At 68.9% G+C, this 22,095-nt stretch carries 18 protein-coding genes; 9 read left to right on the top strand and 9 right to left on the bottom strand.

The features are described 5' to 3' along the window. Positions 1–48: 48 nt before the first annotated feature. Positions 49–1,455, bottom strand: a complete 1,407-nt coding sequence (locus tag Mal64_RS10860; RefSeq protein WP_146399985.1) for a hypothetical protein — start codon at positions 1,453–1,455, stop codon at positions 49–51. A gap of 216 nt (positions 1,456–1,671) precedes the next feature. Between Mal64_RS10860 and Mal64_RS10855 the strand changes: the two genes are divergently transcribed. Next, positions 1,672–2,766, top strand: a complete 1,095-nt coding sequence (locus Mal64_RS10855; protein WP_146399983.1) for a DUF1570 domain-containing protein — start codon at positions 1,672–1,674, stop codon at positions 2,764–2,766. Positions 2,767–3,198: 432 nt separating this feature from the next. After that, a complete protein-coding gene (locus tag Mal64_RS10850; protein WP_146399981.1) occupies positions 3,199–3,780 on the top strand; it encodes a hypothetical protein in 582 nt (193 codons plus the stop codon). Between the two features lie 17 nt (positions 3,781–3,797). On the opposite strand, the gene Mal64_RS10845 is transcribed toward Mal64_RS10850, so the two are convergent. From Mal64_RS10845 to Mal64_RS10835, 3 genes are all read right to left on the bottom strand, one after another. After that, a complete protein-coding gene (locus tag Mal64_RS10845) occupies positions 3,798–4,238 on the bottom strand; it encodes a Fur family transcriptional regulator (RefSeq protein ID WP_231993661.1) in 441 nt (146 codons plus the stop codon). A gap of 1,220 nt (positions 4,239–5,458) precedes the next feature. Continuing rightward, complete coding sequence (locus Mal64_RS10840) at positions 5,459–6,895, bottom strand: alkaline phosphatase PhoX (protein ID WP_146399977.1); 1,437 nt, start codon at positions 6,893–6,895, stop codon at positions 5,459–5,461. 197 nt (positions 6,896–7,092) lie between these two features. Beyond that, positions 7,093–7,404 carry a SelT/SelW/SelH family protein gene (locus tag Mal64_RS10835; RefSeq protein WP_197525653.1) on the bottom strand — a complete coding sequence of 104 codons (312 nt, stop codon included), beginning with the start codon at positions 7,402–7,404 and terminating at the stop codon, positions 7,093–7,095. A gap of 216 nt (positions 7,405–7,620) precedes the next feature. Between Mal64_RS10835 and Mal64_RS10830 the strand changes: the two genes are divergently transcribed. Both Mal64_RS10830 and Mal64_RS10825 read left to right on the top strand, forming a co-directional pair. Next, positions 7,621–8,565 carry a M48 family metalloprotease gene (locus Mal64_RS10830; RefSeq protein WP_231993659.1) on the top strand — a complete coding sequence of 315 codons (945 nt, stop codon included), beginning with the start codon at positions 7,621–7,623 and terminating at the stop codon, positions 8,563–8,565. 107 nt (positions 8,566–8,672) lie between these two features. After that, on the top strand, positions 8,673–9,593 hold the full coding sequence (locus tag Mal64_RS10825; RefSeq protein ID WP_146399973.1) for an NAD(P)-dependent oxidoreductase: 921 nt from the start codon (positions 8,673–8,675) through the stop codon (positions 9,591–9,593). Here the strand turns inward: Mal64_RS10825 and Mal64_RS10820 are convergent. From Mal64_RS10820 to Mal64_RS10805, 4 genes are all read right to left on the bottom strand, one after another. Next, positions 9,562–9,957 carry a hypothetical protein gene (locus Mal64_RS10820; RefSeq protein WP_146399971.1) on the bottom strand — a complete coding sequence of 132 codons (396 nt, stop codon included), beginning with the start codon at positions 9,955–9,957 and terminating at the stop codon, positions 9,562–9,564. The genes Mal64_RS10825 and Mal64_RS10820 overlap by 32 nt on opposite strands. A gap of 42 nt (positions 9,958–9,999) precedes the next feature. Beyond that, the gene (locus tag Mal64_RS10815; protein WP_146399969.1) at positions 10,000–11,277 is read right to left on the bottom strand and encodes an MFS transporter; all 1,278 of its coding nucleotides are present in this window, start codon (positions 11,275–11,277) and stop codon (positions 10,000–10,002) included. A 199-nt stretch (positions 11,278–11,476) separates the two neighbouring features. Further along, positions 11,477–13,555: a serine/threonine-protein kinase gene (locus tag Mal64_RS10810; protein WP_197525652.1), complete on the bottom strand. Its 2,079-nt coding sequence runs from the start codon at positions 13,553–13,555 to the stop codon at positions 11,477–11,479. Positions 13,556–13,587: 32 nt separating this feature from the next. Further along, a complete protein-coding gene (locus Mal64_RS10805; RefSeq protein ID WP_197525651.1) occupies positions 13,588–14,424 on the bottom strand; it encodes an RNA polymerase sigma factor in 837 nt (278 codons plus the stop codon). 141 nt (positions 14,425–14,565) lie between these two features. Here Mal64_RS10805 and Mal64_RS10800 point away from each other — a divergent pair, with 141 nt between their 5' ends. Continuing rightward, complete coding sequence (locus tag Mal64_RS10800; RefSeq protein WP_146399964.1) at positions 14,566–15,717, top strand: DUF1570 domain-containing protein; 1,152 nt, start codon at positions 14,566–14,568, stop codon at positions 15,715–15,717. A 111-nt stretch (positions 15,718–15,828) separates the two neighbouring features. Here the strand turns inward: Mal64_RS10800 and wecB are convergent, their stop codons facing one another. Continuing rightward, on the bottom strand, positions 15,829–16,974 hold the full coding sequence (wecB, locus tag Mal64_RS10795; RefSeq protein ID WP_146399962.1) for a non-hydrolyzing UDP-N-acetylglucosamine 2-epimerase: 1,146 nt from the start codon (positions 16,972–16,974) through the stop codon (positions 15,829–15,831). Positions 16,975–17,225: 251 nt separating this feature from the next. On the opposite strand from wecB, the gene Mal64_RS10790 reads away from it, so the two are divergent. From Mal64_RS10790 to Mal64_RS10775, 4 genes are all read left to right on the top strand, one after another. After that, positions 17,226–18,815 carry a lipopolysaccharide biosynthesis protein gene (locus tag Mal64_RS10790; protein WP_197525650.1) on the top strand — a complete coding sequence of 530 codons (1,590 nt, stop codon included), beginning with the start codon at positions 17,226–17,228 and terminating at the stop codon, positions 18,813–18,815. Positions 18,816–18,905: 90 nt separating this feature from the next. After that, positions 18,906–19,856: a sulfotransferase family protein gene (locus Mal64_RS10785; protein ID WP_146399957.1), complete on the top strand. Its 951-nt coding sequence runs from the start codon at positions 18,906–18,908 to the stop codon at positions 19,854–19,856. 172 nt (positions 19,857–20,028) lie between these two features. After that, complete coding sequence (locus Mal64_RS10780; RefSeq protein ID WP_146399955.1) at positions 20,029–20,817, top strand: SAM-dependent methyltransferase; 789 nt, start codon at positions 20,029–20,031, stop codon at positions 20,815–20,817. Positions 20,818–20,877: 60 nt separating this feature from the next. Further along, the gene (locus Mal64_RS10775; RefSeq protein WP_146399953.1) at positions 20,878–22,080 is read left to right on the top strand and encodes a glycosyltransferase family 4 protein; all 1,203 of its coding nucleotides are present in this window, start codon (positions 20,878–20,880) and stop codon (positions 22,078–22,080) included. Positions 22,081–22,095 lie beyond the last annotated feature (15 nt).

The following is a 22,095-nucleotide window of genomic DNA, read 5'->3' as shown; positions in this document are numbered from 1 at the left end:
CTGTTGCGACAAACGCGCTCAGCATGAGTAGCGATAGCGTCGTGCGGCTTACGGCAGCGGGATCGACTCGATCTTGAACTCGATCGGCGTGCGGACAATCCCGGCGGGCGACTCGTAGACCCACGAGTAACCCGCGGCGGGGTTGGCGTCGCCCTCGTCCGGTTGCGAATCCTCCTCGCTCGCGGTGGGGAGATCGAACAAGTAAGCGACGCCGACCTCCGTTTCGGTTTGCATGAGGGTCTCGAACCCGGCATGCTCGATCCGCTCGCCCGCTTCGTCCACTAGGTACGAGGTGTTCTGGAACACCCACCCACGGTGCGACGCCAGGGCGTCTTGGGCGTCGTCGAGCCGCAGACGCATGTGCAGTTCCCAGATCGAGTTGTTCTCGAAGAACCGCTCGAGCGTCACGGTCACGCCGCCGCGCGACTCGCGTTTGGGCTCGAGCACGCGGTCGAGCTCCTCGAAGCGGAACGACGCCCGCCGCGCCGGGGCCAGCGCCCGCAGCACGCCGCTCAAGGAGGCGATCTTGTCGGTCTCGCGGTCGGGCAGCACCAGCGGCAGCGTCATCTCGACCGCCTTCGAGCCGGGCGTCACCTCCACGTCGATCGATTGCTCGGGACGCAGCATCGACAGCCGCGCGTCTGACGCGGTGCGCGCCGTGAGCTCGGAGAGCGGCACGGACAGGGCGATCGGCCGCAGTCGCGGCTCCCAGGCGACCTCGAGCTCCACGTTCAGCACGTTCTGTGTCGGGTTGCGCAGCGATCTGACGGCGACCACCCGCAGCGGCTCGAAGCGGAACGGCCCGGCGTAAGCGGCCGAGCCCACACGCTGTCGGGCGCCGTCGTCGCGTCCCACCAGGGCGAGGGCGTCGTCGCCGCCGTAGTTGTAGACCGTCAGACCGGCCGTATCGAGCAGCGAGTCGACCGCCTCCCAGAACGGGCGGTCGTCAAACGAGGCGGTGATCGGGCTCACCGCGACGTTCTGGCCGAAGTTCCCCCGGTTGTCGGCCAGCCGGTTGCCGGTCTGCTCCTCGATGAGCGTGGCGACCTCGGCGAGCGTGGCGCCCTCGACGTCGAGCGTCACGCGGCTCTCCACGGTGGACGACTGCGCGACACGCGTCTCCACCTCACGCTGCACCCGGGCGAGACCGGCCCGCACAGCGGGCGGCATGCGGTCGTTGGCCCGCGGCAACGCCGCCAGCAACCGGTCGGCGCTGTCGCTCGTTGGCCCGGCGAGCGCGACAAGGCCCTCAAACGCCGCGGCCCGCTCGCCGGCGCGGCGGGCGTCGAGCTGGCGAACGAGTCGCATCACCTCGTCTTTGAACTCGGCTTGGGCGTCGGTCTCTGCGGCCTCCGGCTCGGCGGGCGGAGCGGTTTCTTGGGCGACGCCGAGGGTCGGCAGCCACACGATCGTGGCCAGCGCCACAGCGGCGGGAAGTCGGGAGAGTCTTCGCATGGGCCCTGGCCGTTGATGGGACACGTTTGCAGAGGGGCGTGGTGTGGGGCCGGTCGTGCCGGCAGCTCCGATTGTACGCCGAGCCGGGGCCTCTTGGCGACTTCGCTAGTCGAGAGTTCCCGGCGTGGTGGGTACTAGGTTTGAAGTAGGCGCCCCCGGTCCGGTTCCGATCCCGCCCTCCCCGCCCAGCCTCCAAGCCCCGCTCGACTCCGCCCGATGCCCCCCAAGCCGAAGCGTCGCCTCGCCCTCGCCCCCCGCGGCGCTCTCTTTGCGCTGCTTGCAGCGGCCGCTGCAAGCAGCCCCGCGGCGGAGTTCATGTTCAGCGCGAAGGTCGACGGCCGCCGGCTCGAGGGCCGGCCGCTCACCTGGACCGAGACCTCGATCGCGCTGTTGGGACGCGACGGCGCCCTCTACGAGTTCGCCGCCAAGCAGGCGCTCGAGCCGAAGAAGACCGCCCCCACGTTCCGCGGCTACACGAGCCAAGAGATGCGCCGGGCGCTGGAGGAGGAGTTCGACGGCCGGTTCGGATTCACCTCCACGTCGCACTACCTGGTGGCCCACCCGCGCGGCGACAAGGCCGAGTGGGCCCAGCGGTTCGAGGACCTGTACCGCTCGCTGGTCGCCTACTTCCGCGTGCGCGGCTTCACGCCGCGCGAGCCCGACTACCCGCTTGTCGCGGTGGTGTTCGCCAACCGGTCGGACTATCGCAGCTACGTGCAGGAGTCGTCGGTCGCCACGCCCCAGGGCGCCCTGGGCCATTACGAGCCGAAGTCGAACCGTGTGTACCTGTACGACCAGAAGTTCCGCGGCGACGACTGGGCCGAGAACGCCGCCACGGTGATCCACGAGGCGACCCACCAAACGGCCTACAACACCGGCCTGCACCGCCGCTTCACCGTCACGCCGCGCTGGGTGGCCGAGGGGCTGGCGATGATGTTCGAGGCCCGCGGCGTGTACGACCCGCGCGGCTACGACACGCAGACCCAGCGGCTCAACTGGGGCCGGCTGATCGACTTCCGCGAGATGGTCGTCTCGACTCGCAGCCCGGGCAAGATCGCGGCGTTCATCGCCAGCGACCAGTCGTTCGAGCGCAACACGCTGCCGGCCTACGCCCAGGCGTGGGCGTTGTCGTTCTTCCTGTGCGAGACCCGCCCTCAGGAGTACAGCCGCTACTTGGCCACGACGGCCCGCCGGCCGCTGTTCGCCAAGTACCCGCCCGCCCAGCGGGTGGCCGACTTCCGCGAAGCGTTCGGCGACGACTTGGAACTGCTCGACGCGCAGTTCATGAGCTACATCGCCCGGCTGCGCTGAGCTAAGCGGCTTGGCCCAAAAATTTACTCGCCGCCGCACCGCGCGGTCCGCTCGAAAAAAGTCGCCAGCGGATCGCTGCCCCGTTCGCCCCCAATAACGCAGCGGATCGGCCAGGCGGTGCGCCTTTGTCTGCTAAATCGCAGCGGGCCGCTCGGAAAACGACCCCCTGCGGCGCCCAATTATCTTGATAACCGATCGATCGCCAAATCTCTGCAATCGTTATTGGGCCAGCGCGCAGAAATCAGTTTTGGGCCAGAGGCATTTTCGCCCAACCAGCTTGCGGGCCAGCGTTTACGTTAAATTTCGTCGCCACACGCCGCGACGTAAGTCGGCTAAAATAATTCGCCAGAAAGAATTGGCCGCCTACGCAAGCCGTCAGCCGTTAGTTGCTGGCCGCTGACCGCCAACCGCCAACCAAGCGCTCCCCCCGCCGTGCGAAGCATCGAGAAGACTTACACCGACCCCCTGTCGCTCGTGTGGATCCATGCCGCCGAGCGGATGGGGATGCGCGTCGAGCGGAGCGCTGAGGTCAATGCTTCGTGGGATGGCGCCGGGCTGCTGACGATCGGCACGGCCGACACGCTCGACCCGGACGATTGCCTCGCTCAGATGGTGCTGCACGAGGCGTGCCACGCGCTCTGCGAGGGGCCCGAGAGTTGGGACAAGCTCGACTGGGGGCTCGTCAACAACAGCGACAAGAAGGCTCACGAACACGCCTGCCTGCGGCTGCAAGCCGCGCTCGCCGACCGGCACGGCATGCGGGCGTTCTTCGCCTCGACCACGATGTTCCGGCCGTACTACGACGCCTTGCCGAGCGAACCGCTGAGGGGGGAAGACGGCTCGCCGGACGCCGCGGCCATTGCGATGGCCCAAGCGGGATGGCGCCGCGCGCAAGAAGGGGAATGGGGCGCCGTGCTCGACGAGGCGATCGCCCGGTCGGCCCAGATCGCGCGGGCGCTAGACGGGCTGACGACCGGCGACTCGCTGTGGCACGCCCAAGGCGGGGCGGGATGAAACGCACGCGGCGGGCGTCAGCCGCAATCGCCGCAATGGCCTCGCAGCAGCACCTCGGTGATCTCCCCGATCGCCTTGCGACGCGGGCCGCGCTCCGGGCTGAGCTTGACCGAGAATCCCTCGAGGCAGGTCATCTTGCCGCAGTCGACGCACATGAAGTGGGCGTGCTCGGCGACGCCCTCGCTGTCGGGCCCGGTCAATTCGAACCGCCGCACCTGATCGCCCAGGTCGAGGCGCGCCAGCAGCCCGGCTCCGGCCAACTCGTTGAGGCAGCGGAACAGCGTCGACTGATCGAACCCCGCGTCGCTCAGGTGCTGGACCACCTCGGCGTGGCTCTGCGGGGTCGAGGTCTCGGAGAGCCGCCGCAGCACGGCGGACCGGGCGGCGGTCGCACGGAGTCCGGCGTCGCGGAGCAGGCCCTTGGCCCAGGCGGCGTCTTTGGAAACAGGGGTGGTCACGGCGATGGCGTCCTGCGGTGCGATAAGGTCGATCTCCGCAGTATACCCCGCACGTGGTATTGGGCGAGGCTCGGCGTCCGGCGGGCCGCTTTCAGATCGGGTGGCCGCGGTTCTTCAGCCGGGGCGGCGCAGCCCCTGTAGGGGCCGCCCTCTGTGGCGGCCCGGGCCCCGGCGGGTGGGCGTGTACCCGGGGCAGGAACGCCGCGGAGGGCGTTCCCTACAGTTTCGAGATGCAAGGCTACCCGCTACGCCCCTGTAGGGGCCGCCCTCTGTGGCGGCCCGGGCCCCGGCGGGTGGGCGTGTACCCGGCGCACGGAACGCCGCGGAGGGACTATGGGGGGCAGGCTGTGTCTGACGTAAAAGCTGGGCAATCGGATTTTATAGACCCCAAGAATAATCGAAGTAGAACTCGGATGAGGAAAGTGACTCAGCAGCATAGATCGCGATCCTCCGATTGCTTGCTCCGATATTCGATCCAGTAATCCACATCCGGTCTTCAGCTACAAACATTCCACTATTGTTAGTGCTGCTACGCAGCGACTCCGGCATACGCTCTAGCATCGTGTCTGCGCCATTCGTGCTCGTGACGGTATCGAGCACAGGAAACAGATCTGGCAGCGTAACGCCCTCCTGCAGTCTCCCTTTCAGGCACACACGTTCACCGTGGGGGCTGCTGATGCTCACTACGGTGCACGGGATACTTTCACCCCGCTTGACGAGGTCTTTTCCATAGGGAATGTCCCCTAATTGCATCTCTGCAACCTGCCCGCCAGTGCAGCCCGCAATCGCGATGCAACAACCAAAAGTAACCAGCAGAGGCACGCGACAGCTAGCGGCGAGAACTCTCTTACCACGCCGATGGCTAGTCGGCACATCCGATCCAAGAGGGTGTTGCTTTGTCTTCACGTCTTGAAACCCTTCGGTGCGCTGGGATCCCTTCGTCACACATGCGTTGAGCATGGCGCCCAGACTTTGCACAGGCAAGCACAGTGGGCTGATTCGACTTGTCGAGCCGTGGCGGCCCGGGCCCCGGCGGGTGGGCGTGTACCCGGGGCAGGAACGCCGCGGAGGGCGTTCCCTACAGTTTCGAGATCCCGCTATGCCTCTGTAGGGGCCGCCCTCTGTGGCGGCCCGGGCCCCGGCGGGTGGGCGTGTACCCGGGGCAGGTACGCCGCGGAGGGCGTTCCCTACAGGCGAGGTTTTTTTCTTCGACGCGGACGTTAAGACCGCCACGGCCCCGTGATCGCCAGCGTCAGTCCCTTTTGCTGGATGTTGACGAACAGCGTCGTGCCGTCCGGGGCGAAGGTGGCGCCGGAGAACTCGCACTTGGCGTGGTGGTTGGCCAGTGTGTAGCAGCGGCCCTCGGGCGTGACGCCGACCAGCCGGACGACCTCGTCCGAACGGTCTTCGCACACCACCAGGTCGCCCCACGGCGTGGCGGTGAGGTTGTCGGCGTTGTGGACCAGGTTCGTGTCGTTCGGCTCGATGAACAGCTCGAGCGTGGCGGGTTCGTCGCGCTCGCCCGGCTGGCCCTCTTGGGGGCTGGGCGTGTAGCGCCACAGCTGGCCGAGCTTCGCCTCGCCGCCAGAGGTGCAGGCGAAGACGATGTCGCCGCCGCCCGCTTCGTTGCGGCTGTGCCACATCCCCTCGCCACGGGCGAAGCGCGACGCGCCGGCGTCGAACGCGCGGTAACGCAAGTCGTCTTCCGGCGATTCGGGCTGGTCCATGTCGATCCAGTCGACCTCGAAGCGGTCGCCCGGCGTGATCGTGGTCCCTTCCCAGTTGCGGGTGTCGAGGCTCGGCTTGTCGCGCACGGCGAGCGCTTGCAAGCGGCCGCCGTCGGCCAGCTTGCCGGGCATGTTAGGCAGGAAGCGGTACAGGGCGCCGTCGTCGAGGTCCTCGGTCTGGAAGACCACGCCGCTGGCGGGATCCACAGCGATCGCCTCGCGGCGGAAACGGCCCATCGCCTTGAGCGGCGTGGCGTCGGCCACGGCGATCTCGGCCGAGGCGGGCACTTCGAACGCCCAGCCGTGCGACTCGCCGAGTTGGAAGTCGCCCTCGAAGGTGCGCTCGGGCGTGTCGGTCGTCTCCTCGCAGCTGATCCAGCTGCCCCACGGCGTGGGACCGCCGGCGCAGTTGCGCTGCGTGCCGCCGAGGCTCAGGTAGGAACGCACGAGCTTCTGCTGCTTCGTGTCGTAGACCAGCGTGGTCGTGCCGCCGGGAACCGGCTTGCCCGGAGTTCCCTCCTTGCTTGGCGCCCCCTTGTCGAACAGCTTCGCGGGGTCGAAGCCGCCGAGCTCGTCGCCGTTCTCGCCGAACGGGCCGGCGTCGCCGGGGCTGATCTCGTGGTTGCGGACCACCACGGTGAGACCGTCGGGCGCGCTGAACGCCGCCATGCCGTCGGGCAGCGCGGGAGTGAGCAGCCCGTCGTCCATCACGTCGCCGCAGCGGGTGATGATGCGGTACGAGAACCCGGCCGGCAGATCGAGCAGCCCCTCGGGATCGGCCACCAGCTCGCCGTAGGGCGAGGCGCCGGTGGGCATGGCGACGAGCGCGTCGGCCCAGGCGGGACCGGCGGCCACTAGCTGCTGGAGTCCGGCAAAGCCGGCGGCGTAAGCGGCGGAACTGCGGAGGAAATCGCGACGCGTGGCGGGCATATTCGTGCGTGTCGAAAGGGGGAGAGGCTCGTGCGGAAGATCGCAAGCCGAAGGGCGATAGCCGACGTCTTACCAGTCGTCGGAAAGCTTCGCGGCGGGTGCGAAACGCGTCACTATACCCAGGAAGACTTGGGGCGAGCGGCCCTACACCAAATCTTCACATTCGCCCACGCATGGCGTCCCCTCACGGCGCCCGCTCACTCCGCCCGCTTGTCGCTGTGGCCGAGGTCTTTGGCGGGCGAAACGGCGTCGCGCACGCGCTGCTTGAGCAGCTTGATCTCCGGGAAGCCGCCGTCGCGCTCGCGCGACCAGAGCAGCTCGGCGGGGCCCGCCGCGGGACCGACCTTAACCTCGAACACTCCCCCCGAGCCGGGCCGGAGGGCGACCTCCGCCAGCTCGGCCTCGAACGTGGAGAGCAACTCTTGGGCGTACCACGCGGAACGCAGCATCCAGCGGCAGCCGGTGCAGTAGGTGATCTCGACGCGGTGCGTGCGGGTCGGTTCAGGCATGGCGTGCGTCATAGCGGTTTTCCTAGAGCGTTGCCCCAGGCTACGGAGAAACAGGCCTTCGGCCAATGACCCCATCTTACGCGTGGGGCGGCGGACGAACCTTACCGCCGGGGGGTTGGGTTGTGGTATATTCGCTCTCCTGTCGCTGTTCTGCCGCTGTTTTCTTCACCGCACCCTTCGAGCGAGGGCCGAGCCTTGGCGCGATTCCCCTTTCCGATGCCCCGCCAAACGTCGACCCGCCGGGGCGGCTACAGCCAGCGGCAGCGGCCGATGTTCGGCGTCGGCCGGCCCTCCTCAGCCGGCGGCGCCTCGCGCGGTCGCGGCATGGGCGGCCTGAAGATGCGGCTGCTGATCGCCGTGGGCCTGGCGCTGTTTGCGCTCGTCTCGTATTACGGCAACCCGGGGGACGAGAACCAGATCACCGGTGCGATGGAGCGCGTGGCGCTCGCCGAGGAGGACCAGGAGATGGCGCTCGGCCGGCAGGCGGCGCCGCAGATGGTGCAGCAGCATGGCGGGGCGAGCCGCGACCGCGGCGCCCAGCAGCTGGTCGACGAGATTGGCGACGAACTCTTGGTGGCGCTCGATCGCTGGATCGCCGATCGCGAGGCCGAGACCGGCGAAGAGCTGACGAACCCTTATCAGTTCGAGTTCACGCTGCTGGCCGACCCGAAGACCGTCAACGCGTTCGCGTTGCCGGGCGGGCAGGTGTTCATCACCGAGGCGCTGTTCGAGCGGCTCGAGACGCACGGCCAACTGGCCGGCGTGCTGGGGCACGAGGTGGGGCACGTGATCGCGCGGCACGGCAACAAGCGGATGGCGAAGCAGAAGCTGTTCAGCGGCCTAGCGATGGCCGGCGGCGCCCTGGGGGGCGACGCCAACTCGGCCCGCACCGCCCAGATGATCACCCAGATGGTCAGCATGCAGTACGGCCGGCAGGACGAGCTGGAGAGCGACGGCTGGGGCGTGGAGCTCACGGCGCTCTCGGGCTACGACCCGCGGGCGATGATCGGCCTGATGCGCATCCTGGACGAGGCGTCGGGCGGCGGCGGTCCGCCGGAGATGCTCAGCACCCATCCCAAACCGGCCAACCGTGTGCAGTACATCCAGGGCGTGATCAAAGAGAAATTCCCGAACGGCTTGCCGGACGGGCTGCGTCCGTGAACAAATGCGGATTGCGGATTGCGGAATGATGCGCCGCCCGAGTCAGCCCGCGAGCGATTCCGCACTCCGCAATCCGAATTCTGCATTCACCCCACAAACGACAACCCATGCCGACGCCCATCTCGCCCCAAGAAACAAGACTCGGCTGGATCGGCACGGGGGTGATGGGCGCGAGCATGGCCCGCCTGCTTCGTGAGGCTGGCTACACCGTGACCGTCTACAACCGCACACGGGCCAAGGCCGAGCCGCTGCTTGCGATCGGCGCCGAGTGGGCCGACACGCCGCGCGCCGTGGCCGAGGCCTCCGACGTGGTCTTCTCGATCGTGGGCCACCCGCACGACGTGCGTGAGGTGCTCTTGGACGAGACGACGGGCGTCCTAGCCGGTAGCCGCGCGGGGATGATCGTTGTCGACATGACGAGCAGCGAGCCGTCGCTCGCCGTGGAGGCGGCCGAACGGTTTGCTGAGAAGGGCGCGGTGTCGCTCGACGCGCCCGTGTCGGGCGGCGACGTCGGCGCCCGCGACGGCAAGCTTTCGATCATGGTCGGCGGCGACCGGGCGGCGTTCGACGCGCTCGAGCCGCTGTGGCGTGTGATGGGCGCCAAGTGGGTTTACCAAGGCGCCGCCGGCGCCGGGCAGCACACCAAGGTGGTTAACCAAACGCTGGCCGCCTGCACGATGATCGGCATCTGCGAGTCGCTCGTGTACGCCCAGAAGGCGGGGCTCGACTTGGACACGGTCCTCGAGTCGGTCTCGTCCGGCGCGGCGGGCAGCTGGAGCCTGTCGAACCTCGGCCCGCGGATCGTCAGGGGCGACTTCGCCCCCGGGTTTTACGTGGAGCACTTCATCAAGGACCTGGGCGTCGCCCTCGCCGAGGCCGAGCGGATGGGGATCGAGTTGCCCGGCGCGGCGCTCGCGCACCGGCTCTACCGCGAAGTTGAGAAGCAAGGCGGCGGGCGCAAGGGGACGCAGTCGCTCGTCTTGGCGCTGGCCAAGATCAACGGCGTCGACTGGCCCGAGAACGACTGAGCCAGCGGATGGCCAGCGTGACGAGGGCGGCGCTCGCCGTGGCGTCGGCCGTGAGCAGCGTGCGGGCCAGCTCGCCATGGGCCGCGTCCCAGCGAGCCAGCAGGGCGACGAGTAGCAGCACGGCGTAGACCGCCCCTTGCAGCACGAGCAGTTCCGCGGCGGCGGGCCGACCGGCCAGCCGGTCGCGCAGCAAGAGCGTCGCCCCCAGGCCGATGAGCAGCATCGGCGTGAGCACGGGCGCTAAGGGCTGAATCATGGCGAGCGTCACGCCGAGCAGGCCCGCGGCGATCAGCCACGGGGCGACAACCCCCGGGGCGAGGCGCTCGGCGGCGATCACGGCGGCGTTGCGGCGGGGTGTGGGCATCTTACTAGACTGATCGCCCCACGGCGGTTTGTCCAACACGGCTTAAAGAGCCCTGGGAGGCGGCTCGCGAAGCCGCAGGATCAGCCCCACGGCCAGCAGCCGCAATACGAACCCGGCGAGGAAGAGCCCGCTGTAAACCGCCTCGGCTCGGGCGCCGCCGGCGACGAGCCGGTCGTACATCAAACCGCCGCCGATCAGCATCACGCCGTTTGCCAAGTCGCTGAGCGTGTAGTAGACGGCCAAATGAGGGGCGTTGTTCTCGGCCGGGGCGAGGTCGAGTTTGATGGTGTCGAGTCCGACGTTCAGGCCGACGTAGGCGATCCAAACCAAGAACGCCCCCGCCACCCACCACGGGGCCGCCGGTGTGGCGATCCAGAAGAACAGCGGCCCGGTCGCCACGAGAAGCTGCGAGAGCGTCATCACACGCCGCGCGCCGAGCTCAGCAACCCAGCCGCCGGCCGCCGGCGCCAACGCGGACTGGCCGGCGTACATGGTCATCCGCATCGCCAGCATGCCGCGGTATTCAACGCCCAGCACGCGCAGCGGGTACATGCTCTGGGCCATGCCTGTCAGCCCGTTCGCCACGGCGAGGTAACAACTGAAGACCAGCAGCCGCCGGTAGTCGGCGTCCGCTAGGCAAGCGAGCAGCGAGCGCCAGGGACGCTGGGGGGCGGCGCTGGGGCGTTTGGCGAGGCCCGGCATCCGTGCGAGCGGCAAGACCGACATGACGAGCAAGAGCGCGCCAACGACGGCCGACCCGGCGAGCGGGCGCCAGCGCTCGACATCGGGATCGACTTGGTTCCAAAGCGCGATGATCGCAAAGCTCGCCGCCATGCCGATCATCCGGCCCACGGTGAGCCAGCGTTCGCGTCGGCCGATCAGCCGGCCGCGGGCATCGGGGGGCATGAGGTCGCCGAGCCACGACCACAGCGCCACGGTGGCGACGTACTCCAGCAAGTGGTAAACGCACCAAGAGGCGACGAGCACAGCGACACCGACCGCCGTGTTACTGCGTCCCAGCCCGATCGCCAGGAAAGGCATGCCCACGAGCACGGCGCCGCTCAGCGCGTAGCCGGCCAGGCAGAGCGACTTGCGCCGTAGCGTGCGGGCCATCAGCGCCGGCGCCGCTAATCGCAACGCGCCGGCAAAGCGCGGGGCGGCCAGGATCGCGCTGATCGCCAAGCCTTGGGCGCCCAGGTCGAGCGCTAGGTAAACGACCAGCGTCGTGGAGACGAGCCCGTTGCCGACGGCCCACAACGCGGCGTTGGCGTTAGCCAGCCGCATGCCGCGTCGCACGAGTTGGTCGTCACCGCTTTCCATCCGCCCACGCTAGTCGCGATGGGGCGTCGTCGCAACGTCGGAAGAGTCGATCTCAGAAAGGATTGATGCTGATGTGGGAGGCGTCTCCGACGCCGATAACGGCATGCGAGCCGATATGAATAGGAGAATGTTATCGGCGTCGGAGACGCCTCCCACATCCGAATGGCCCGCCTACACCGACGAGTATTACTCTCATCGGTCACTCGTCCAGCCCCGTCAAAGCCGCCCGCACGCGGGTCATGCGTCGGGCGCCGGCCGCCGTGTACTGGTAGCCGATCATGCCGACCACGATGAGCGCCGCCACCAGCACCCGCAGCGAGCGGTTCGCCTCGTCGGGCGCCACGAGCAGCAGCACCGCCGCGGCGCCGAGCGGCACCGAGCCCGAGAGCCACTGCATCAGCCGCAGCCGCCATGGCACGCCGGCCAGTTCGCGGCGGGCGGTCTCGCGGCAGCGGGCCGGGTCGACCCACAGCCGCGGGTAGAGCGCCCGCGTGGCGACGTGCTGCACGGCGCCAAACGAGTAGGCGGCGGCGATCAAACCCGACAGGGTGAACGACGTCAGGAAGTGAGCGAACACGTGCGGCGCCAGCGGCCCGTTGTCCGCGTGGATCACGAGTGGGAACAGCACGCCGCCTGGCAGCCAGCCGACGGCGGCCAGCATCAGCAGCCAGAGCGGCGCCCGCAACGCGGCGCGGCGGCCCTCGTCGACTAGCCGGGCGTCGGGCGGCCGCGCGCCGGACATCGCCCGCCACGCCCGCACAACCGGCCGCAGCACGCGCCACCCCACTGCCGCGGCGAACGTGTAGGCGACCAGGTTGTAAATCATCAGCACGTTCACAAACTCGCGCTGCTGCGGCTCGGTGAGCTTGGTGACGATCTCGGTCGTGTTGTAGGTGATGTTCACCGCGCTGCCGACCAACTGCGGGGCCAGCGCGGCGATCAGCAGCCAAACGATCGGCCGCCGCAGGGCGGCCCGGGTGAGCCAGCCCGGGCGCGGGAAGCGTCGCTCGGCCTCGCGCAGCGCGAGGCAGCCGTCGAGCGAGGCGGCGAGCGCCTCGCCGCTCGCCGGGCGGAGCTCTTCGTTGGGAGCGATCGAGCGTGAGAGCACGCAGCGCAGCGTCTTCTCGGCCGACGGGAGTGAGGGGGCCCACGGCGTCGGTCCCCGGCGTCGGTCCTCGGCGATCCGCCGCAACCGCTCGAGCGGCGCCAGGTCGTGCGACGGCGGGGCGAACGGGATTTGGCCCGTGAGCATCTCTTCGAGCACGAGCCCCAGGCCGTAGAGGTCGGCCCGTTCGCCGACCTGCGACGCGGTGGTGTCGAACTCGGGGTGCAGCGCCTCGACGTGCTCGGGCGCCATGTAGGCGAGCGTGCCGCCCAAGGTTTCCTGCGCCGTGTCGGCGCGTTCTTGTGAGATGTTGAAGTCGGCCAGCATCGGCTGGCCGTACTGGTTCACGAGCACGTTGGCCGGCTTGATGTCGCGGTGCAACACGCCCTGCTGGTGGGCGTGGTGGATCGCCTCGGCCAAGCGGGCGCCGATCCAGGCCGTGGCCTCGACCGCGTCGGCGCGGGCGAGCAGCTCGCGGTCGCGCAGCGCGGCCGTGTCGAGCGACGCCCTCACGCGGGCGTGCGTGTCGACCGACGCCAGGTAATCGGCCCCGGTCCACTCGGGGCCGACCTGGCCCTGGGTGGCGTGGCCTTGGCCCAACATACCGCGTCGGACACGGCGGATCGTCTTCAGGTCGTCCATCACCGTGCGCAGCGACGCGCCCGGCGCGAGCTGCATGCAGAGCAGCCTGAGGTCGCCCGACTCGTCGACCTTCTCCGAGTAGACCGTCACGATGTGCGGGTGCTCGAGCCGGGCGAGCGTTCGCCCCTCGCTGCCGTGGTTGGCCGTCACCTTCAGCGCCACCGCCCGGTCGAGCGACAGCTGGCGGGCGAGGTAGACCACGCCGAACGCGCCGTTGCCCAAGATCTCAACGACCTCGAAGTCGTCGATGCGGCCCCCCTTGTCGAGTCGCGGCAGCGCGTCGGAGGGCGCCGAGCCCGAGCCGAACGGCTCGGCGGGCGGCCCGTCGGCGGGGCGTCCGCCGGTCGGCGCGGGCGGGGCGGGGCCGGGGTAGCTGGGCGGGCGGGCGGTCGCCAGCAGCGAAGCCGACAGCGAGCCCCCCGTGAGCGGCGGCACGGTCCACGAGGCGTCGTCGGCCTGCGAGCCGCCGCCCGCGCCGATAGCCGGCGGCGCCAACGGCCGATCGTCCGGCGGAGCGGGCGTGCGCTCCATCAACTCGGTCGGGGCGTGCGGATTGGTCCCGTTCACGCGCCACCCCGCTGGACCGGGCGACGCTCGAGGATCGGCTTGCAATAGCCCAGCAGGTCGAGCGCGATCAACTCCTCCTCGATCGCGTTGCGGTCGGGGGCGTCGAGCGAGTGGGCGACCTCTTCGAGCAGCAGCTCGGCGAACGCCTCGCGCGCGCGGTGCAGCAGCACCCGCGCCGCGCCCGCCTTCACGTCCTTGCCCAACAGTTGGGTGAACTCCACGGCCAGCTCGGGCGAGCGCAGGTCGGGGTGCTCGACCCGGCAACGCAGCACGGTGTGGTGCGGCTTGCCCGATTCGGCCTCCAAGAGTTCGAGTCGCTCCCACGCCTTGCCGAGCAACTCGTCGCGCCAACTCCTGACGAGCATCGCGTCGTGGTCTTCCTCCTCGCACGGCGCGGCGGCAGGCTCGAAGCCTTCGGGCATCGGCCCCGCGCGGCGGGCGTTGCGCTGCCGCAGTCGGCACTGGTCGATCACCAACCGGTAGACCGTTGTCTTGACGAAAGCGCGGAACCGGCCACGCTGCGGATCGGCCGAGCCGAAGTCGCCGCGCACGAATTTCAGGGCGAACTCCTGATACACCTCGTCGGCGCCCTCGGCGTCGCGCAGCACCGCTAGCGCGTAGCGACGCACGGCGCCGCCGTAGCGATCGAGGATCGCCCGCCGCGCTGCGGCCCGCGAGGACGTGTCGCCCTCGGCGCCGGTCTCCTCGTGCGCCTGGCGCACCACGGTCCACAGCGTCTCGATCCGGCTGAGCCGGTCCTCGACCGATGGGCCGTCGTAGCTCGCGTCGTCGCCGAGCGGGGCGTCGTTGGTCGCCGGCTTTTCGGGGGGCATGCCAGATGCGCCTGGGCCGAGGGGACGGGTAGTGTGTAACATGGACGGGGCGAGAGGATTCTACCTCTTCACGCCACATGCGCCCAAGCCGAGGACTTCCTATGGGCCGCCTCTCAGGTCAAACCTAGCACACCCGCCCGCATGCCATCCGCTCTGCTGAATCCGCGTATCACCCTCGCCCTGCTCGCCGCGGCCGCGATCGCCCCGCCCGTGCGGGCGATGGAGCACGTGGTGTTCAACGACGAGGGCGTGCAGCGCAGCGTCACCGGCCGGGTGCTGCTCGGCGGCCTGCGGGGCGACATGCTGCTGGAGGGCAGGGCGGGCGGGCTGTGGCTGATCGACAGCAAGGATGTGGTCAGCGGCGAGAGCGACGCCGAGCCGTTCGAACCGCTCTCGACCGAGGAGCTCGGCGAGCGGCTGCTGGCCGACCTGCCGGATCGCTACCGGCTGCACACGACCGAGCACTACGTGGTGGCGTACGACACGTCGCGTGAGTACGCCGAGTGGACCAGCTCGCTGCTGGAGGGATTGCAACGTGCGTTCCTCGCCTACTGGCGCAAGCAAGGCTTCGAACTCGAGGAGCCCCACTACCCGCTGCCGATCATCATCCACCAGAGCTACGACGACTACCGCGCCGCCGTGCAGAAGGATATCGGCGACGGCGGCGAGGGGGTCGTCGGTTACTACAGCATGAAGAACAACCGTGTGACGATGTTCGACATCACCGGCAGCCAAGAGCTGCGCGGCTCGGGGCGCCGCGGCTCGCGCCGCGAGATCACGCGGATGCTCTCCACGCCGCGCGCCGTGCCGCTGGTGGCGACGATCGTCCACGAGGCGACGCACCAGATCGCCTACAACTGCGGCTTGCAGGAGCGCTACTCCGACCTGCCGATGTGGCTGGTCGAGGGGATGGCCGTTTACTTCGAGGCGCCCGACGCCGGCAGCACCCGCGGGTGGCGCGGCATCGGCAAGGTGAACTACCGCCGCTTGGACACGTTCCGCCGCCACGCCCACCAATGGAACCTCGCCTCGCTGACGAGCCTGGTGGCCGACGGCGCCAGGCTGCGCGACCCAAGGACGGCGGGCGTCGCCTACGCCGACGCCTGGGCGCTGAACTACTACCTGATCAAGTACCGGCCCGACGACTACGTGGCGTACATGAAGACGCTGTCGAAGAAAAAGGCGTTAGAGCAAGACACGGCCGAGACCCGCCTGGCCGAGTTCCGCGAACACTTTGGCGATCTGGGCCCGTTGCTGAACGACTTTCTGCGCCGCATGTCACGCGTCGATTAAACAAGCGGTTGGCGAACAGTTGGCGAGCCGTCGGCGTAAGCCGCCGGAGTTTCGCACTACGAGTACGCGGAAGTAAGCGCACCGGCGGCTTACGCCGACGGCTTGCCACGATTACTTCGGTGCGAAGTACTTCTTGATCGCTGTGACGATCCGCTCGGACGCTTGGCCGTCGCCGTACGGATTGACCGCTTCGGCCATGCGGCGGTAGGCGGTCTCGTCGGTCAGCAGTTCGGTGGCGCTCGCGACGATCGCCTCGGCGTTCGGCCCCACGAGCCGGACCACGCCCGCCTCGACGCCCTCGGGCCGTTCAGTCGTGTCGCGCATGACGAGGACTGGCTTGCCGAGACTGGGGGCTTCTTCCTGCACGCCGCCCGAGTCGGTCAGCACCAGCGAGCAGCGGCCGAGCATCGCGACAAATTCGCTGTACGCCTGCGGCGCGACGAGCCGCAGGTTCTCGCGGCCGCCCAATCGCTCGTGGACCACGGCCTTCACGTTCGGGTTCAGGTGCACCGGGTAAACGAACAGCGTGTCGGCGAAGCGGTCGGCCAGCTGGGCGATGGCGCCACAGATCTGCTCGAAGCCGCCTCCGAAGTTCTCGCGCCGGTGGCCCGTGACCAGCACCGACGGGCGCTCGGCGTAATCGGCGCCGACGGCCTCGGCGAGCCGCCCGGCGATCGGCGCGCCGACCGCCGGGTCTTGCTGGCGGGCGAGTTCGAGCATCAGTGCGTCGATGACCGTGTTGCCGGTCTCGACGACGCGCGCGGGGTCGACCCCCTCGGACAGCAGGTTGCGGGCCGACTGCGGCGTGGGGGCGAAGTGCAGCGTGGCGAGGGTGGTCGTGAGCCGGCGGTTCGCTTCTTCGGGGAAGGGCGACGCCAAGTCGCCGGTCCTCAGGCCCGCCTCGACGTGGCCCACCGGCGTTCGCCGGTAGAACGCCGCCAGTGCGCCGGCGAGCACCGTGGTCGTGTCGCCCTGCACAAGCACCATGTCGGGCTCGAGCGCGACGAGCGCGTCGTCGATCGCGCCGATCAGCCGGCCGGTGAGCGACGCGAGCGATTGGTCGGGCCTCATGACCGCCATGTCGCGGTCGACGTGGATGCCCTGCAGGTCGATCACCTGATCGATCAACTCGCGGTGCTGGCCGGTGTTCACCACCAGCGGCTCGAAGCCGGGGTCGTCGCCCAAGGCGGCGATCACCGGGGCGAGCTTGATCGCCTCGGGGCGGGTGCCCATCAGAACGAGGACGCGGCGTTTCATCGGGTGCGGTGTTTCTGTTAAAGAGATAGCGAAAAGGCTACGGCCCACCGCCGCCCCGTTTCGGGGAACCGATCAACCATACCACGCGTCTGAATCGTGGTCTCTCGGTGGTCGGTCGCAACGGCTGTGCGGGTCGCTCCGTTTGCCGGCAAAGCCGGCGGGGAGATCCCATGATATGCTGGAGCGTTGCCCGCCCGCCGCTCCGGCCCACCATCTTTTGGCCGACTCCCCCCACCGATCCGCACCGCCCCTTGGCGACCCCGCACGACTACTTTTCGAACGACTCGCTCCGCAAGGGGCTGAAGAAGAAGACCGTGCGCGGCGGGGCGTTTGTCGCGGTGTCGCAGGCGCTCAGCGCGGTGATCTCGCTGGTCGCGCTGTCGATCCTGTCGCGGCTGCTGGAGTCGGCCGACTTCGGCGTCATCCTCAAAGCGGCGGTGTTCACCGGCTTCGCGGCGATGTTTGTCGACGCGGGCATGTCGATGGCCACGGTGCAACGCGAGGAGATCAACCGCCGGCAGGTGAGCAACCTGTTCTGGTTCTCGACGGCCATGGGCCTCGCGATCGCCTTGCTGGTCTCGCTGCTATCGCCGCTGGTGAGCCTCTTCTACCAGGACCCACGGCTCACGCCCGTGGTCGTCATCTTGTCGTGCGCGTATCTGTTCAGCGGGATGACCTCGCAGCATCAGGCGATGATGAAGCGCGCGATGCAGTACGACCGCCTGACGATGACGGCCGTGGTGTCGTTGATCATCGGCCAAGGGGTTGGCGTCGCGATGGCCTGGTGGCTGCACGAGAGCGAGCACGGCTACTGGGCGTTGGCGGCGATTCCCGTCGCCACGGCCGCGGCCAAGATGGCGCTCAGCTGGCTCGTCTGCCCGTGGCGTCCCGACGCCCCGAAGCGCGGGGTCGGCACGCGTGAGATGATCGTGTTCGGCGCGGACCTGACCGGCTTCAGCACCGTCAATTACCTCTCGCGGAACCTCGACAACATGCTGATCGGCTGGTGGTGGGGCGACGCCGCTCTCGGCTTCTACGGCCAGGCTTACAAGCTGTTTGCGTTGCCGATGCGGTTGATCAACGCGCCGGTGGCGAACGTGATGGTGCCCGCCTTGAGCCGGCTGACGAGCGACCCGCAGCGGTACCGCACGGCTTACCTCAAGGTGACGGGCGCCACGACGCTGCTGATCATCCCGGCGGCCGCCTACGGGTTGGTCGCCGCCCCGTGGCTGATCCCCGCCGCGTTGGGCCCCGGCTGGGAGCCCGCCGTGCCGATCTTCCGCGCCCTGTTGCTGATGGGCATGCTGCAGCCGGTCGCCAACTCGACCGGCTGGCTGTTCGTTTCGCAGGGCCGCAGTCGTGAACAGCTGCAGTGGGGGCTCGTTGGCTCGTCGCTCTGCCTGCTGTCGTTCCTTGTGGGGCTTCCCTGGGGGGCGGTGGGGGTGGCGTTGGCGTACTCGCTCGGCGGGCTGCTGGTCCGCACGCCGCTGCTGTTCTGGTGGGTGGGACGCAGGGGGCCCGTCTCGGCCCGCGACCTGATCGGCACGCTCCTCCGCGCCGCGCCGCACGCGGCGGTCGTCGCCCTGGCGAACCTCCCGCTGCTGATGTGGCTCGACGAGGAGACCGCCCCCCTGGTCGGCGTGGCCGCCACGCTGGGGGTCACGGCCGTGGCCTACGCGGCGAGCCTGGCGGCGATCCCCAGCAGCCGTCGCTTGGTCCTCGAACTGAAGCGGGTCGGCGGCGAACTGCGCGGCGGCGGCGTTGCCCAGGCAGCCGGCGGCGGGGATACTGGCCAGCCGGATCCCGGCCCCGCGCCTCTCAAGCCGCAAGAAACAACCTAGTCTTTAACCGCAAGCACTCAGCACGCTGGCCGAACAAACCGGCGCCCAACGGGGGCCCGCAGCTCGGCCTCGGAACCAATCAACGAAGCGATGTCCTCGAATCCGATATTCATTGTGGGCTGCGACCGCTCGGGAACGACCCTGCTGCGGCTGATGCTTATTCAGCACTCGCAGGTCGCGATCCTCCGCGAGTCGAACTTCTTGTCGGTGGTCCGCGACAGGCGAGACGACTACGGCCGTTTCGACACCGCCTGGGCGCGGCACGCTTTCATCCGTGACTTGCAGTGGTCGCAGGCGACGTCGAAGACGATCTCGTTCGACAGCTTCGAGCTGGAGGTCGACGAGGCGCTGGCGGCGCTCGAGGCGGCCGCGCCGTGCGAGCTGCCGGGGGCCATCGCGGCGCTCTACAACGCGCACGCGGCGAAGCAAGGCAAGACGATTTGGGGCGACAAGACGCCGGCCTACATCCTCGAGATGGAATGGCTCGCCGAGGCGTTCCCCGGCGCCCGCTTCGTTCACATCATCCGCGACGCCCGTGACACGGCGCACAGCATCGTCAAGGCGCGCTTCCAAGCCAATTACCGCAAGGCGGGCGAGATGTGGGCCACGCGCGTGGCGGCCGGAATCGCCGCCGGCAAGAAGCTCGGCCCCGAGCGGTACTACGAGATGCGCTACGAGGGGCTGCTGCAATCGACCGAAGACGAGCTGCGGCGGATGTCCGAGTGGCTCGGCATCGAATACGAGAGCGGCATGCTCGAGTACTACACCACTTCGGACAAGAATATCGCGAAGGAGCACACGCAGCTGTTCGAGCTCGCCAGCAAGCCCGTGGACGCCTCGCGGGCGTTCGCTTGGCGCGGCTCGATGCCGCGTCTTCAGGTGGCCGACGTCGAAGAGAACGCCGGTCCGCTGCTCGCCGAATTGGGATACGAGGTCCGCGGCGCCAAGGCGCCGTGGGTCGTGCGGGCTTCACGGGGCATTTCGCGCGCGGCTTTCTCCTTCGTGAAGACGCGTCCCCGCATGAGGTCGATGCTCCGCTGACACCGCGTGGCGACACGCCTGCGGGGCCGCGCTCCGTTGGGCGCACGATCCCACTCACCGGCGCAACCGGCCCCTCGCACAGCTGGGACAAGCCCCGGCACGGCGATCGGCTATACTTGATGACCCGTCCGACACCGCCGCTCCCGACACGCTCTCCACTCGCAACACCGCTATGCCCGAAGCAACGACCACCAGCAGCCGCGAAGAGATCGCCGACTTCTACGACACGTTCAACCGCCGGTTGATCGGCGACTACCTGAAGGGGAACCCGCGGATCGAGGAGGCGATTGACCTGGTGAAACGCAGCTTGCCCACCGGGCCGGCGAGGGTGCTCGACATCGGCTGCGGTCTAGGGTTCTCATCACACGAGTACGCCCTCGCCCACCCGGGGGTCGAGGTGCTCGGCGTTGACATCAGCCCCGAAAACGTGCGCGTGGCTAGCGCGCTCTTCGGATCCGACAGGGTCCGCTTCGAGGTGTCGAACCTCCGCGACGGCGTGGTCGAGGGCCCGTTTGATCTCATCGCGATGATTGACGTGCACGAGCACATCCCCCGCGACGCCTGGGCCGAGTGCCACGCGAGCTTCCGGCAGTGGCTCGCTCCGAGCGGCGCGCTCGTTATGACGATCCCCTCGCCCGAGCACCAGCGCTACTTGATGGAGCACGAGCCGGAAGGCTTGCAGGTGGTTGACGAGATCATTACGACCCAAGACATCGTCGGCATCGCCGAGAGCATCGACGCGACGGTCGCCGACCTACACTACGTCAACGTCTGGAAGCGATCGATGTACGTGCACGCGGTCTTGCGGCGCGACCTAGAGTACGGCGCCCCGGCCAACCGGAGTCCGCGCAAGCACTCGCCGGCTTGGTTCCGCAGGATGGCGCGTAGGCTGATGCGGCGGCGATCGCGTCGGGCACATGTGCTCCGAGCTCTTGGTCCCGAAGCGCTTGAGGGGCTCTAAGTTCTCCTAAGGCCCGGCCAGACCAGCGGCGCCCGCCCCCTCGTCCCTCGATCGAGCAGCATGTCACGCAACCCAGAAGCGAAACCCATCTGCCCCCGCGCGTGGCTCGTCGTGCGCCGGTTCGGCGTGGGGAGCGAGGTGTGGATGCACCGCCAGGCTTCGCTGATGCGGAGGCTTGACCTGCGGGTGATCACCAACGAGCACGCCGATCCCGGGCGTTACGGCCCCAACGGCTTCTCGGTCGACGATATCGGCGTGTACAGCCCGGTCACCGGCGGCAAGCTCGCCTGGCAGGCGAAAACGCGCTTGTGGGCTTGGCGCAACCGCCGGTCGGGAGGCTTCCGCGGCTCACCCCGCGAAGTCACCAAATGGGCCGAGCTCGTCGAGCGCGACCGGCCCCGCGTCGCCCTCTGCCACTACGGCACATGGGCCGTGCGGATGGCGCCGCTGCTCACGAGCCTCGGCGTGCCGGTCGTGGCCCACTTCAACGGGTTCGATCTCTCCTCGGCGGTTCGCGGCCGGGTGTACAGCGAGTCGCTGGCCCGCTCGGCGCCGAGGTGGGCCGGTTGTGTGGTCGTGGCCGATTACATGCGCGATTGGCTTGTTGGCCACGGGTGCGACCCGGCCCGCATCCACAAGATCCCTTACGGCGTGCCGCTCGATGAAATGCCTTGCGCCGACCGCGTCGGCGAGCAGCCGTGCCGCTTCCTGATGGTCGGTCGGCTCACGCCGAAGAAGCGGCCCGACCTGTCGATCCGCGCGCTGGCCCGCTGCCGCGAGTCGGGCGCCGACGCGCGGCTCGATGTGGTGGGCGACGGCCCGATGCTCGAAGAGTGCCAAGGGCTGGCGGAAGAACTCGGCGTGTCCGACCGCGTGGAGTTCCTGGGCGCCCGACCGTTCTCGGAAGTGAAAGAGCGGATCGCTTCGGCCGGGGCGTTCGTGCAGCACTCGGTCACGGCCGACGATGGCGACAAAGAGGGCTGGCCGGTGGCGATCGCCGAGGCGGCCGGCGCCGGCTTGCCGATCGTTTCCACACGCCACGCCAGCATCCCCGAGCAGGTGGACGACGGGGTCACCGGCCTGCTCTGTGATGAACTCGACTGGCGTGCGATGGGCGACCACTTGGCCCGTTTGGCCGCCGATCCCGAGTTGCGACAGAGCATGGGCCGCGCGGGCCGCGAGAAGATCTCCCGCTTCGACACCCCCGGGCAAGTCCAGCTGCTCGAAGACGTGCTTCTCCAGGCCGCCAACACAGCTTCCTAGCCTCAGCCCAAGCAA

Origin of the sequence: Pseudobythopirellula maris, assembly GCF_007859945.1 — a bacterium.
Taxonomy (GTDB): domain Bacteria; phylum Planctomycetota; class Planctomycetia; order Pirellulales; family Lacipirellulaceae; genus Pseudobythopirellula; species Pseudobythopirellula maris.
The sequence above is the reverse complement of the archived record's forward strand: the minus strand, read 5'-3'. Positions and strand labels throughout refer to the sequence as shown.